This window comes from Phytobacter sp., from assembly GCF_059074235.1.
This window is the reverse complement of sequence record NZ_JCACPZ010000004.1, coordinates 193221-207355: the sequence shown is the minus strand read 5'-3', so window position 1 is coordinate 207355 and position 14135 is coordinate 193221. Positions and strand designations below refer to the sequence as shown.

16 protein-coding genes are annotated in these 14135 nt (G+C 50.8%); 13 read left to right on the top strand and 3 right to left on the bottom strand.

The features are described 5' to 3' along the window. From AC5JPW_RS04935 to AC5JPW_RS04875, 13 genes are all read left to right on the top strand, one after another. Positions 1-339 (top strand): phage tail protein, encoded by a 339-nt coding sequence (locus AC5JPW_RS04935; RefSeq protein ID WP_494238574.1) that lies wholly within the window; start codon positions 1-3, stop codon positions 337-339. After that, complete coding sequence (locus AC5JPW_RS04930; protein WP_494238573.1) at positions 336-1091, top strand: phage minor tail protein L; 756 nt, start codon at positions 336-338, stop codon at positions 1089-1091. The genes AC5JPW_RS04935 and AC5JPW_RS04930 overlap by 4 nt, the downstream gene beginning before the upstream one ends. A 1-nt stretch (position 1092) precedes the next feature. Continuing rightward, positions 1093-1812, top strand: a complete 720-nt coding sequence (locus AC5JPW_RS04925; RefSeq protein ID WP_494238572.1) for a C40 family peptidase — start codon at positions 1093-1095, stop codon at positions 1810-1812. A gap of 42 nt (positions 1813-1854) precedes the next feature. Continuing rightward, positions 1855-2277, top strand: coding sequence for a hypothetical protein (locus tag AC5JPW_RS04920; RefSeq protein WP_494238571.1), 423 nt, complete (start codon positions 1855-1857; stop codon positions 2275-2277). Positions 2278-2319: 42 nt separating this feature from the next. Next, positions 2320-2919, top strand: coding sequence for a tail assembly protein (locus AC5JPW_RS04915; RefSeq protein WP_494238569.1), 600 nt, complete (start codon positions 2320-2322; stop codon positions 2917-2919). Between the two features lie 59 nt (positions 2920-2978). Further along, on the top strand, positions 2979-6152 hold the full coding sequence (locus AC5JPW_RS04910) for a TipJ family phage tail tip protein (protein ID WP_494238567.1): 3174 nt from the start codon (positions 2979-2981) through the stop codon (positions 6150-6152). A 9-nt stretch (positions 6153-6161) separates the two neighbouring features. Then, positions 6162-6467: a hypothetical protein gene (locus AC5JPW_RS04905; protein WP_494238565.1), complete on the top strand. Its 306-nt coding sequence runs from the start codon at positions 6162-6164 to the stop codon at positions 6465-6467. Further along, positions 6464-7111, top strand: a complete 648-nt coding sequence (locus AC5JPW_RS04900) for a DUF8377 family phage-derived protein (RefSeq protein ID WP_494238563.1) — start codon at positions 6464-6466, stop codon at positions 7109-7111. Before AC5JPW_RS04905 ends, AC5JPW_RS04900 begins: the two co-directional genes overlap by 4 nt. A gap of 11 nt (positions 7112-7122) precedes the next feature. Beyond that, the gene (locus AC5JPW_RS04895) at positions 7123-7410 is read left to right on the top strand and encodes a TonB family protein (protein ID WP_494238561.1); all 288 of its coding nucleotides are present in this window, start codon (positions 7123-7125) and stop codon (positions 7408-7410) included. Positions 7411-7454: 44 nt separating this feature from the next. Continuing rightward, a complete protein-coding gene (locus AC5JPW_RS04890) occupies positions 7455-8858 on the top strand; it encodes a hypothetical protein (protein ID WP_494238560.1) in 1404 nt (467 codons plus the stop codon). Then, the gene (locus tag AC5JPW_RS04885) at positions 8848-9177 is read left to right on the top strand and encodes a tail fiber assembly protein (RefSeq protein WP_494238558.1); all 330 of its coding nucleotides are present in this window, start codon (positions 8848-8850) and stop codon (positions 9175-9177) included. Before AC5JPW_RS04890 ends, AC5JPW_RS04885 begins: the two co-directional genes overlap by 11 nt. A gap of 135 nt (positions 9178-9312) precedes the next feature. After that, positions 9313-9552, top strand: a complete 240-nt coding sequence (locus tag AC5JPW_RS04880) for a DNA polymerase V (protein WP_494238557.1) — start codon at positions 9313-9315, stop codon at positions 9550-9552. Continuing rightward, positions 9552-9926 carry a HumD family translesion DNA polymerase gene (locus AC5JPW_RS04875; protein ID WP_494238556.1) on the top strand — a complete coding sequence of 125 codons (375 nt, stop codon included), beginning with the start codon at positions 9552-9554 and terminating at the stop codon, positions 9924-9926. The genes AC5JPW_RS04880 and AC5JPW_RS04875 overlap by 1 nt, the downstream gene beginning before the upstream one ends. Positions 9927-10068: 142 nt before the next feature. On the opposite strand, the gene AC5JPW_RS04870 is transcribed toward AC5JPW_RS04875, so the two are convergent. From AC5JPW_RS04870 to yeaG, 3 genes are all read right to left on the bottom strand, one after another. Next, a complete protein-coding gene (locus tag AC5JPW_RS04870; protein WP_494238555.1) occupies positions 10069-10404 on the bottom strand; it encodes a hypothetical protein in 336 nt (111 codons plus the stop codon). Positions 10405-10604: 200 nt separating this feature from the next. Continuing rightward, complete coding sequence (locus AC5JPW_RS04865) at positions 10605-11888, bottom strand: YeaH/YhbH family protein (protein WP_494238554.1); 1284 nt, start codon at positions 11886-11888, stop codon at positions 10605-10607. A gap of 123 nt (positions 11889-12011) precedes the next feature. Further along, positions 12012-13946: a protein kinase YeaG gene (yeaG, locus tag AC5JPW_RS04860; protein WP_494238552.1), complete on the bottom strand. Its 1935-nt coding sequence runs from the start codon at positions 13944-13946 to the stop codon at positions 12012-12014. Between the last annotated feature and the right edge of the window lie 189 nt (positions 13947-14135).

Here is a 14135-nt window from a genome sequence, read left to right as displayed (position 1 = left end):
ATGGCGATTGAAACCTTTACGTGGTGCCCCCGGCTGAACGCCTCATCGGATACCAAATTCAGAACCCGAAAGGTTCAGTTTGGTGATGGATACACGCAGGTATCAGGAGATGGGCTCAACCCCAGAAGCCAGGAATGGACGCTGAGTTTTACCGGGTCAGAAACCTACATCAAGGCCATTAAAGATTTTCTTGATGCTCACGGTGGCACGCGCTCTTTTCAATGGCAGCCCCCGCTTGAGGATATTGGCCTTTATCGTTGTGACACCTATAAACCCACGGCATTGGGTAACAAGAAATACACCCTGGACGCCACATTCCAACAGGCATTTAAACCATGAGTCTGAACAGTGATTACCAGAAATTAGAGCCGGGAAACGCCATTCGCCTCTACGAGGTGGATGGCACCGCTTTTGGTACCGGGGAGATCTTGCGTTTCCATGCGCATAACATTCCTCATTCTGAAGCTGAGATTCTGGCGGCGAACGGGGATGAAGCATTGCTTCCGGCAAAGTCGGTCTGGTGGCAGGGCAACGAATACACCGCGTGGCCGTGTCAAATAGAAGGCATTGAAACGTCGACAACCGGCAGCGCTGCGCAACCAAAACTGACGGTCGCCAACCTTGACGGTTCGATCACCGCGTTATGCCTGGCCTATGACGACATGTTGCAGGCAAAAGTATCAATCCATGACACTCTTGCGCAGTTTCTCGACGCTAAAAACTTTCCTGATGGTAACGCCACTGCCGATCCCACTCAGGAAAAGTTGAAAACGTATTACATCGACAGCAAAAGCAGCGAAACGAAAACGCAGGTGGAATTCACGCTCAGTAGCCCGATGGACCTGCAGGGGCTGCAAATCCCCACGCGGCAGCTTCATTCTCTCTGCACCTGGTGCATCCGTGGAAAATACCGCTCAGGCGATGGCTGCGATTATGTCGGCACTCGCTACTTCGACAAGTTTAACAATCCGGTAGACGACCCGTCACTGGACGCCTGCAGCGGCACGCTAACAGGGTGTAAAAAGCGATTCGGTGAACTCAATGAGTTACCGTTCGGCGGGTTCCCCGGCACGTCGTTAATCAGGAGTTGATATGCAGCAGAAAACCATTGATGCGATCATGACACACGCTGCTGCTGAATACCCCCGAGAGTGTTGCGGTGTGGTGGCGCAGAAAAGCCGTGTTGAACGCTATTTCCCTTGCCTGAATCTTGCCGCAGCGCCGGAGGACAGTTTTGTCCTCTGCCCGGAAGATTATGCAGCGGCTGAGGACTGGGGGACAGTGATCGCCATCGCTCACAGTCACCCTGACGCCACGACGCAGCCGAGCGAACTGGATAAAGCGCAATGCGATGCAACGCTTTTACCCTGGCATATCGTGAGCTGGCCGGAAGGGGATTTGCGCACCATCCAGCCGCGTGGAGATTTGCCTCTGGTTGGGCGCCCGTTTGTGCTGGGGCATAGCGACTGCTGGGGGCTGGTGATGTCCTATTACCGCCAGCAGCATTACATAGAATTACCGGATTTTCGTGTCGATTACCCCTGGTGGGAGGACCAGTACCCGGACAACCTCTACCGGGATAACTGGCAGCAGGCGGGGTTTGTTGAGGTAACAGGTGATCTGCAACCCGGTGACGTCGTTCTGATGCAGGTCCAGTCCAATAAATGGAATCACGCCGGGGTGCTGTTAGAGGGAAATTTGATGCTCCACCATCTTTACGGACGGCCCAGCAATCGCGTTCCTTATGGTGGCTACTGGTTGGAAAGAACCATGACGATAGTCCGATACAAAGATTTAAACTTGCGAAGGTAGGGAGTGTTGTTATTCTTCGAAGCATAAATCAATGGAGGAATAATGAAAAAGCCACTTCTGCTTGTTGCTTTATTATCATTGGCCGGTTGTGCCACCGAGGCAGTATTACCCAGCAAGGCGAAGCTAGCCCCTTCCGACAGGGTTTATCTCTTTCAAAATAAAACTACTCAAAATAACTCAAAGCTGATTGTTGTTCGTGATAGTGGCTATTTAGGGAGCGGTTGTTTCGCTGGTGTCCTTATTAACGGACAACGAGTCGCTACGCTCGACCCGGCAGAAAAAGCAATTTTCTTTGTTAAGCCTGGCGAGGTGAGCATAGGAATTAAAGGTGAAGGTAAGATGTGCGTTTCTGACGCTGTCCCTGCAATGCGTGACTTCAATCTGATTCCGAATGGAGAAAAGGCAGTAAGGCTATTTGCTGATCCCAGTGGGAATGTTGACATCAAACCATTGCCTAACGAATAAACAAACAACCACTCTTCGGAGTGGTTTTTTTATGGGCGCAATATGAATCAAAAAATCAGAACCATACGCCTCTATGGTGTCCTCGGGGCTACTTTCGGGCGTGTTCATAAAATGGCCGTAGAGACTCCGCGTGAAGCAATCCGTGCTTTGTGTGTCGTTATTCCTGGGTTCGAACGCTACCTTAATTCAAGCCGTAAGCGGGGGCTTACCTATGCAGTATTCAGTGGCAAAAGGAACCTTGTTCACGACGAGTTGGGCATGGATAAAAGTGAAGAAGACATCCGCATAGCCCCAGTAATTATCGGAAGTAAAACCGGTGGGTTGCTTCAGACAATTCTCGGCGCTGTTCTGGTGGTCGTTGGCGTGGTAGTCACCGGCCTTTCTTACGGTTGGGCGGCTCCAGTCGGTGGCGCGCTAATCAGCGCTGGTGTTGGCTTAATGGCTGGTGGTGTTATCCAGATGCTTTCACCGCAAACGCCTGGACTATCGAGCAAACAAGATGCCGACAATCAGGCGAGTTATGCCTTTGGTAGCCCAACAAATACAGCCGCGCAAGGCTACCCCGTCCCACTTCTTTATGGTCGCCGTCGTATTGGTGGGGCAATTATTTCTGCCGGGATTTATGTAGAAGATCAGCAGTAACCTCTTAATATCCTCCTTTGAACATGACCGCCTCAGGGCGGTTTTTTTATGGGCGCAATATGGAAAATAAAAAAATTCAGGGCCGCAAAGGTGGCGGCTCCAAATCCCGCACGCCTACAGAACAGCCAGACGACCTGCAGTCGGTAGCGAAAGCGAAGATATTGCTGGCGTTGGGCGAGGGGGAGTTTTACGGCGGTCTGACTGGGCAAAACATCTTTTTGGATGGTACGCCGCTACTGAATGCTAACGGCTCGGTGAATTTTAGCGGTGTGTCCTGGGAGTTTCGATCAGGCACACAGGCGCAAAGCTATATCCAGGGCATCCCGGGTACCGAAAATGAGATCTCTGTTGGTACTGAGGTTAAATCAACAACAGCATGGGTACACACGTTTACCAATACTCAGCTTTCAGCTGTTCGCCTGCGACTGAAATGGCCTGCGATTTTTAAACAGGAAAATGACGGCGATCTTGTTGGGCACGCCATCAGTTATGCCATCGATGTGCAGACCGACGGTGGGGCGTTTGTCCCCGTAATTAGTACGGCCGCAATCGGTAAAACTACCTCAGGCTACGAACGCAGTCACCGCATTGATTTACCCCAATCGGGAAGCACCTGGACGATTCGCGTTCGTAAGATCACAACTGAAGCAAATAGCGCCAAAGTCGGCGACACGATGACGCTGCAGAGCTATACCGAAGTCATTGATGCCAAACTTCGCTACCCGAATACCGCACTGCTGTATATCGAGTTTGACTCAAGTCAGTTCAACGGGTCGGTACCGCAAATTACCTGCGAACCTGACGGGCGAGTTATCCGCGTTCCTGATAACTACGATCCCGGTAGCCGTACGTATTCTGGCATCTGGTCTGGCTCGTTCAAATGGGCCTGGACAAACAACCCTACGTGGATTTTTTATGATCTCGTCGTGACTGACCGTTTTGGCCTGGGCGACAGGCTGACGGCGGCAAACATCGATAAATGGACGCTGTATCAGGTAGCACAATACTGCGATGCGCCGGTGCCAGACGGGAAGGGCGGCAGCGGTACCGAACCACGCTATACCTGCAATGTTTACGTGCAAACCCGGAATGATGCATACACGGTGATGCGTGACTTTGCGGCCATTTTCCGGGGTATGACGTACTGGGGCGGTGATCAGATTGTTGCGCTGGCCGATATGCCACGCGATGTGGATTACAACTTCACCAACGCCAACGTTGTGAACGGCGAATTTGCGTATTCCAGCAGCACAGCCAAAACACGCTACACCTCGGCGCTGGTTTCTTATTCCGATCCTGAAAACGGCTATGCCGATGCGATGGAGCCGGTATTCGAAAAAGACCTGGTGTCTCGATATCGAGTCTTCAACCAGCTTGAGGTGACGGCTATTGGCTGCACCCGCCAGTCGGAGGCTAACCGTAAAGGGCGCTGGGGAATTCTGACAAATAACAAAGATCGCATAGTAGCGTTTTCGGTGGGCATGGATGGCGACATCCCGTTACCTGGCTACGTGATAGCTATCGCTGATGAAAACTTGTCTGGCCGGGTGGCTGGTGGTCGAATCAGCTCTGTAAACGGTCGCGTTCTCACCCTTGACCGAGTTCCAGATGCCGATGCTGGTGATCGCCTGCAGGTAAACTTGCCGAGCGGAATTTCGCAGGCCAGAACCATTCAGTCGTTATCGAATAATGTCGTGACTGTCACAACCGCCTACAGCGAAATGCCAGAGGCAGAATGTGTGTGGGTGGTGGAATCATCCGAACTTTACGCGCAGCAGTATCGCGTCACGACGGTCACGGATAATAACGACGGTACGTTTACCATTACCGCCGCTGCACACGACCCGGATAAGTACGCCAGAATCGATACTGGCGCGGTGATTGACCAGCGACCAATAAGCGTTATTCCTCCTGGCAGTCAGTTTGCGCCGGATAACATTGTCATCAGCAGTTATTCCGTCGTGAACCAGGGTATCAGCCTTGAAACCATGAGGGCCAGCTGGGATGCGGCACCGAATGCGATCGCGTATGAGGCGCAGTGGCGGCGTAACGACGGAGAATGGGTGAACGTAACGCGCAGCTCAACCACGTCATTTGAGGTGCCTGCTATCTACACCGGGCGCTATCTGGTTCGCGTTCGGGCGATTAACGCCGCTGAAGTCTCATCTGGCTGGGGGTACTCCACGGAAACTACGCTGACCGGGAAAGTCGGCAACCCACCGAAACCTGTTGGATTTATTGCGACGGGCATCAACTGGGGTATTCAACTGAACTGGGGGTTCCCGGCTAATACCGCTGACACCCTGAAAACTGAAATCCAGTACACCGCAAACAGTGACCAGTCTGATCCGCTCTTGCTCGCGGATGTCCCTTACCCATCATCGGAATACATCCAGCTCGGGCTAAAAGCTGGGCAGGAATTCTGGTACCGCGCGCAACTGGTCGATAAAACGGGTAACGAATCGGGCTACACCGACTGGGTTCGCGGCATGGTGAACAACAATGCCGATGATTACCTGGGCGATATCACTGGAGATTTCCTTTCTGCTGAAGACGGGGAAAGACTCACCAATGACATTGATACCAACCTTGAGGCATCTCTTCAAAATGCGCTGTCGATAGGGGCAACGGTTGAACACCAGTGGCGGCAGTACGGTGAAGTTCGCGCCGATATTCTGATAGTGAAAACCACTATTGCTGATGTCGACAAAGCGATGGCTGAACTGTCGACAACCGTGCAGGCACAAATCGAGGATGTGACCGCCTCGCTGGAAGACAAGCTGACTGCGACAATAGATGCTGATGGAGCAACAGCTATTCATACATTGAAAGCGGGCATTCGTATCGGTGATGTTTTCTACAACGCCGGAATGTCGATCGCCGTCCTGGCGCAGCAGGGGCAGCCGGTAGTGACACGCGTCGGTTTCAACGCCAACCAGTTCGTGCTTATGAGTGGCAGTGGGGACGCGCAGTATTCACCGTTTGCCGTCGTGAATGGGCAGGTATTCATTTCCAGCGCATTTATTCAGGACGGTACAATCACCAGTGCGAAAATTGGCGATTTCATCCAGTCAGATAACTATGTGGCGGGTGTATCGGGCTGGCGGTTGGCTAAAACAGGCACCTTTGAGCGCAACGCTGCCAATGGATCGGGGCGCGTTATCGATACCGGCACACTGCGGCTGGTATATGACGCTAACGGCACGTTACGAGTCAGAGATGGCCTCTGGTAAGGAGATAGAATGCCCGGTGGTCTTCAATGTTGGGATGCTAACGGTAAATTAGTGATAGATATCGGGGATTACAATTCCAGATACCTGGGGCGAACCACTGTATTTCTGCCAGCCAACGTGAACAGCATAACTGGATCATTCCCGGAGTTAACACAGGCTGGTGGTTTTGTTGTTGTGGTATCAACGCTTAGCACCTCTTATTTTACTCCTGGTAATTTTGCGGCGCGGGCGTTCAATGGTGGGTTTGGTATATTCAGACTTTCACGCGACACCACGGCAGTTACTCTTTCACTGGATATGTACGCGTTCCTATGAGTGGATATCAATATTTCAATGAAGCGGGAGCCCTTGTCATTGATTCTAATTACAAGGGGACTTATTACCTGGATACAAGAGACTTTACTGGTATCTCAGATGTCGGCTTTTACAATATTACCTGCCAGCTGGGAAACTCTCTGGATATGGGATTTGCTAATGCCAGTGTGCCTTTGGATGACAGCCTCAGATGGTTCAAACCCAACAACAATGCGAAGATGTTTTTTACTGGCCCAGACTGGGTGACCGCGTCAGCCGGTTCGATGGCTCGCACGCGCAGTGACCTACCAATTATCAGTGGGTATCGTGATGTTTTTAATGCTGCAGGCGTGCTGGTCTGGTCGGCGGCAATGGCTGCTCGCATCCCTCGCATACTGGGTTTCTTTGATATACCACCAAATTTTGATTTGGATAATGTCGTATATTCTCAGTATATTGGTACCAATGTGTGGATCTCTGTTAGCTCGGTGCCTGGTGGCAATATTTCGGATGACGGAACCGTAACTGGATACTCGGGACCATTTTTCCGCTTCACCAACGGGACGCTTCAGTGCCAATGGGTAAACAGATTTCAACAAACATGGGCATCCACTCTTAGGCCGTATGGATTACGGATCCCTTACGCCATCCTGCCAAATCTCTGACGGATATTAAAATGAAATACTTGTGGCTCCTGATATTCGCAATAAGTAACGCTGCATTTTCTCAAAGTATTACTTACCCCGTAAGAGCAAACGGACTTCGAATTCAGGGTGAGGTGAATGTTCTTTACGACATAAATGATTCAGGTCGAACCGAAAACATCCGCATTATTGATGCAACCCCTGAATATATTTTTGAACGACAGGTTAAAAAGGATGTTTCTCTTTGGCGTTTCCAGCCAGGGGAAAGGAAAAAGGATGTCCCTTTAAAAATATTATTCCAGACCAAACGCAAACACTAACCCGCTTCGGCGGGTTTTTTATTACCTGATATCAGGAGAATCCAATGTCAGCAGGAACCATCACACTGACTAACGGCTCTGATGCCGTTACCGGAACAGGAACCACGTTTACAACCGATCTGGCTGCCGGTGATTTCGTAGTGGCAACAGTCGGAGGAATTACCTATACGTTGCCGGTTAAAGCTGTCGGCAGCGATACGGCATTAACACTCATCAAGAAATATACCGGGCCGACGCAAGGGAATGCCGCCTGGAACGCAGTGCCGCGAGCCATTCAAAATCAGGTGACAGCTGAGCTGGTGGTTCAGTCTACAGAGTATTTGCGCAGCTTAAACTATGACAAAGCCAACTGGCAGGCGGTTTTCAGTGCTAGCGGTGATATCACTGTCATACTGCCGGACGGCTCCACATTCACAGGGCCGAGCTGGAAAAAAATATCGGATCTGCTTGAAGACATTGATCCGGTTGCCCTGCAGGCGCTGGCCGACCAGGTTAATGCAAATGCTCAACAGGTCGCAATTGACCGACTCGATGTCGACGAAAAGGCAGCTCAGGCGCAGGCCGACGCGCAAACTGCATCCAATGCTGCTGGTGGTGCTGTTGCGGCTAATGGCGCTGCCCAGCAGGCCAAGACTGATGCAGTAACGGCAAAGGCAGCAGCTGAGGCGGCGCGTGATGCCGCTCAGCAGGCAAACCCGGATAACCAACTTAAAAAGGCGAACAACCTCAGCGATGTGGCGAATGCGGTAACAGCGCGAAGTAATATCGGCGCGGCTGGCGCAATTAACCTGGCATCATTTATTCGCGGCCTTGACGTATCAATCACGGCATCCGGTATTACTGTAGGTGTTGGTGCATTTGCATTACCTGATGGTTCCGTTACGCAAGTGACTACTGCCCTAACCGCAGCTTTCCCTACGTTAACCGCTAACACATGGTATCACCTCTACGCTTATGTTAGCGGTAGTACCTCAGCTATCGAGGTGAGCACTACGGCCCCTGTAGCCTACGCGTACCCGGCACATCAAAAGACGGGCGATGCTACCCGACGTTATATTGGCAGTTTCAGGACGTCACCATCTAATGCGGTGTTCGCGCAAACCCTACAAAACGGGCAGTGCATTTATCAAAGCTCCTGGGACGATAATGGGCGTGTTCTGGCGGGAGGGACGGCAACTGATTTCGTCGCTGTATCGCTTGTAGGAAGAGTGCCAGTTACAGCGTTTGAGTTCCGAGCTGCTCTTCCAAACACTGCAACGTCAGGAGCAGCAGTTATCTATCCCAGAAACACCAATGATGCATATGTATTCTCCATAGCTCCTGGTTCAAAGATTGTTGCGGATTTTCCAATCCTTGCCTATCCGAACACATATTACAAATACATATCAACGCCATCTGGTGGCAGTGGATTCTATGTCGATGTCGGAGGGTACAAATATGCCAGGTAATATTCAGTATTGGGCCGTTAGTGGCCGTAGTTTCAGGGCAATAAACACGAAGGACGACCTGCTGCCTGGTGAATCTCTGGTCGAGGGCGAGCAGCCGACATTCCCGCCTGATTACGTGTCAGAAGCCGAGGCGCAGCGCACTCAATTATTTTTGCAGGCGAACGCAGCGATTACCCCGCTACAGGATGCTGTCGACATTGACGAAGCAACTCCCGAAGAACTGGCACTTTGGAAGCAGTGGAAAGCCTACCGGGTAGCGCTGAACCGCATCGACGTTAACCAGGCACCAGACATTGAGTGGCCAGTCCCCCCGGTCTAATATTTTTTTTCCGCCTTAACCTTTTCTTCTCAAAATATAATCCCCTCAAACCAACCCCCGGCTAATGGAGCAGGGGCTTGATCACTTACATCGAACAATCTACTGTATATAAAAACAGTATTCGTGAGGTGAAATATGGGCAGGCGTGACGACATAGACTTGGCGTTCAGAAAGGCAGTGAAGATCGAACCGAGTGGCAGGCGTACGATAACGACCAGCGGATTTGTACGAGAACTGGCTAAACATAACTGGGAGTGGTCGTTACGTCAGGCTAACGAGTGGATAGAAACCTACGTAACCACGTTCACCGACATCAGCACCCAGGAAGGCGAGAACCGTACATTCAAGCTCTACAACCCCAACGGAGGTCTGTAATGGGATTTCCATCGCCTGCTCAGGATTTTATCGAAGAGACGCTGTCATTAGACCGTCATTTGATCAGTAAACCAGCCGCAACGTTCTTTATGCGAGCGGGTGCAACCTATCTACGCGACGGAATAATTCAGGGAGCATTGTTGATAGTTGACAGGTCACTGAGACCCTGCGACGGATCGTTGCTTGTATGCAGTGTGGATGGCGAGCTATGCATAAAACGATACCGGACAAACCCACATCCTCACTTAGTTAACCTCTCTAATGGGCGGCGAGAGCATCTCCCTGCCGACGAAGAGTCTGATCTGTTCGGCGTTGTAACTTACGTTATTAATGATGCAAGGCTTGGCGAATTCGATGATTGCCCTGTCATGTAAGCGGGGGTTTCACCATCATTTCACCATAGTTTCACCATCGCCAAATTGCATGCATAAAAAAACCAACCGTAATAGGTTGGTTTAATTAGGGATTTTTGGTCGGCACGAGAGGATTTGAACCTCCGACCCCCGACACCCCATGTCAGCGCCGATAAAGATTAGGCATGAAGCGACATAAATCGTCGTAGAGACCAACAAAGAGATCTACTGCTTGGTGTTTTTGCATCTCATCCAACTTACTTACAGAGGCATTAATTCTTCCTTCATCGCCTTCTGGGTCTGAAGAAGTCAATAGAGCGACCAGCTCATCAAATCTTTCCCAAAGTGGCCTAGGGATGTCGTTTACCTTTTTTAAATGCGAAATATTAAATGCGAATGCATCGCTAAGCCGTTTTTCTAAGTGCCCTTCTGAGGCTAGTAATAAGACTGCAGAGTGAAACTTTTCCCAACCGTACTTATATTTCATGAAGTCATCCATAAGAAACCCTCCGAGTAAATATGAAATCGTGGTCAGCACGGGAGGATTTTAACCTCCAGGCACCATAGCCCATGCTGGAACTATAAGAAAAGCTTTCCCCAAAACCTAACTTAACTTTCTGATCTAAATAACAAATTTCAATCGCATAAAAATGAAAAAATCAGCCAGAAAAAGTGATTTAACTGGCTGATAAACAAGGTTTAATTGTTGGTATTCGAAGTCTGCTTATGGAAAAGCTCACGGAACACCGGATAGATATCTTCCTGATCGCGGATATGCTGGATCGCGAAGTTATCGAACATCGTTTGCAGATGCTCATATTCCCGCCACAGTGTCTGATGCGCACGGCGGGTAATTTCGATGTAGCTGTAGTAACGGACCACCGGCAGGATCTTTTTCGCCAGAATTTCATGACACAACGGTGAATCGTCTGCCCAGTTATCGCCATCCGACGCCTGTGCGGCGTAGATATTCCACTGGTTGGGGTCGTAACGTTCTTTCACCACTTCATCCATCAGCTTCAGCGCACTCGACACAATGGTGCCGCCCGTCTCCTGCGAGTAGAAGAACTCATGCTCGTCCACTTCTTTGGCCTGGGTGTGGTGGCGAATGTAGACCACTTCAACGTTTTTATAGGTCCGGCTCAGGAACAAATAGAGCAGAATATAAAAGCGCTTAGCCATGTCTTTGGTGGCCTGGTCCATGGAACCGGAGACATCCATCAGGCAGAACATGACCGCCTGGCTCGACGGCTCAGGGCGTTTTTCATAATTTTTGTAGCGTAAATCGAAGGTGTCGATAAACGGCACTCGCTCGATTTTTGCCCGCAGTTCGGCAATCTCTTTGCGCAGACGCTCCTCTTCAAGAAGCTGGGCCGGTTCACTTTTGGCAACCGTGTCCAGATCCTCTTCCAGTGCGCGCAATTCGCGCCGCTTACCGGCAGTCATCGCGGTGCGACGTGCCAGCGAGTTCTGCAATGAGCGTACGACGCTGATGTTGGCCGGAACGCCGTTTGCCGTATAACCCGCTCGATGGGTCTTAAACTCATTAAGCTGCCGGTGCTGATTTTTCTTCAGATTCGGCAGGGCTAAATCTTCGAACAGCAGATCGAGATATTCATCTTTGGAAATCTGAAAGACGAATTCATCCTGACCTTCACCGTCGGCGCTGGCTTCGCCCTGACCACTCCCGCCTCCACCGCCACCGCCCTGTGGGCGCTCAACGCGATCGTTTTGTACAAAGTGGTCGTTACCTGGATGAACGCGATGACGCAGGCCGCCGCGTCCCTGATGGAACATCGGTTCGCTAATATCGTCAATGGGAATGGAAACGGATTCGCCCGTCTCCACGTCCGTCACCGAACGCTTGTTGATGGCTTCGGATATGGACTGTTTTATTTGCGCTTTATAACGGCGTAAGAATCGCTGGCGGTTAACCGTGCTTTTATTCTTGCCGTTAAGTCGTCGGTCAATGAACCAGGTCATAGGCTCCTCCGATACTGCATTTGCCAACTTCATATGGCGTTGTAATGCCGGATTGCAGCATGCGAACCCGGCTTACAGTTCTCATTTTTCGTGCCCTTATGTCATACCGGGCACGTTTTAATGTTAAGACGATTTGCGTACACGTAGATACCATTCGCAGAGCAGGCGGACCTGTTTGCGGGTGTATCCTTTCTCCATCATACGGTCAACAAAGTCGTCGTGTTTTTTCTGCTCATCGGTTGAGGTTTTGGCGTTAAACGAAATAACCGGCAATAGCTCTTCGGTGTTCGAGAACATTTTCTTCTCGATAACCGTGCGCAGTTTCTCATAGCTGGTCCAGTTCGGGTTACGGCCGCTGTTGTTGGCACGGGCACGTAGCACGAAATTGACGATTTCATTACGGAAATCTTTTGGATTACTGATCCCCGCTGGTTTCTCGATTTTCTCCAGTTCCGCATTCAGTGATTCACGGTCAAACAGCTGACCGGTGTCCGGATCGCGATACTCCTGATCCTGAATCCAGAAGTCCGCGTAGGTCACGTAACGGTCGAAAATGTTCTGCCCGTACTCGGAATAGGATTCCAGATAGGCCGTCTGGATCTCTTTGCCAATGAACTCGGCATATTTCGGGATCAGATAGCCTTTGAGGAATTCGAGATAACGTTCGGCCAGCTCTTGCGGGAACTGCTCACGCTCAATCTGCTGCTCGAGAACATAGAAGAGGTGAACCGGGTTGGCCGCCACTTCGACATGATCGAAGTTAAACACGCGTGAGAGGATTTTAAAGGCGAAGCGGGTCGACAGACCGTTCATCCCTTCATCCACGCCTGCGTAATCACGGTACTCCTGATAAGACTTGGCTTTCGGGTCCGTATCTTTCAGGCTTTCACCGTCATACACGCGCATTTTCGAGTAAACGCTGGAGTTTTCTGGCTCTTTCAGACGCGACAGAATCGAGAAGCGTGCCAGGGTTTCAAGGGTTCCCGGTGCGCAAGGCGCATGGGTCAGTTCACTGTGATTGAGCAGTTTTTCGTAAATCTTCATCTCTTCCGAGATGCGCAGGCAATAAGGCACTTTGACGATGTAAACACGGTCAAGGAAGGCCTCATTGTTTTTGTTATTACGGAACGTGACCCACTCTGATTCGTTTGAGTGCGCCAGGATGATGCCGTTAAAGGGAAGGGCGGAAATACCTTCTGTCCCGTTATAGTTCCCTTCCTGTGTTGCCGTCAGCAGGGGGTGCAGCACCTTGATAGGCGCTTTGAACATTTCGACAAACTCCATGATCCCCTGGTTCGAACGGCAGAGTGCACCTGAGTAGCCGTAGGCATCAGGATCGTTCTGGGCGTGGTTTTCCAGTTTGCGAATGTCGACTTTACCCACCAGCGCGGAGATGTCCTGGTTGTTCTCATCACCGGGTTCGGTTTTGGCAATTGCGATTTGTTCAAGTATGGACGGCCATACTTTGATTACGCGGAATTTCGAGATGTCGCCGCCAAAGTCATGCAGACGTTTCGCCGCCCACGGAGACATGATGGTGCCGAGGTAGCGGCGTGGTACGCCGTACTCTTTTTCCAGTATCTGCGCATCTTCCTGCGGATTGAACAGGCACAGCGGGTGATCGTTGACCGGGCTGCGCTCGCCGTTAGCGCTCAGTACGTAAATAGGAACGCGCTGCATCAAGGCTTTCAGACGTTCTGCCAGTGACGATTTACCGCCACCTACCGGGCCGAGCAGATACAGAATTTGTTTTTTCTCTTCCAGCCCCTGGGCGGCGTGTTTGAGATAAGAAACAATTTGCTCGATGGCCTCTTCCATACCATAGAACTCTTCAAACGCCGGGTAGCGTCCGATTACCCGGTTAGAAAAGAGACGGGAAAGCCGTGGCTCTAAAGCAGTGTCCACCATCACTGGCTCACCAATGGCCATTAATAGTCTTTCAGCTGCGTTAGCATAGGCACTGCGATCTTGCTTACAAATGGCAAGAAACTCCTGCAGTGTGAACTCTTCGTCCTTGGCAGCTTCATAGCGCTGGCGGTAGTGATCGAATATATTCATGGCATGCCGTCCTTTCGTTTTTTAGCACAGGTAAAGAGCCGTTCATATGAATAGTAGAGGCTCCCGGAAGCGTTAACTGAACGACGCTAACAGTCACACAGCAACCCTTATGCCAGGTTCTGAGCGCATATCAAAAAGCGGGTTCGTCAAATCGTCTTCTTAAAATAAGCGTAGATGGCATTTGCAAAA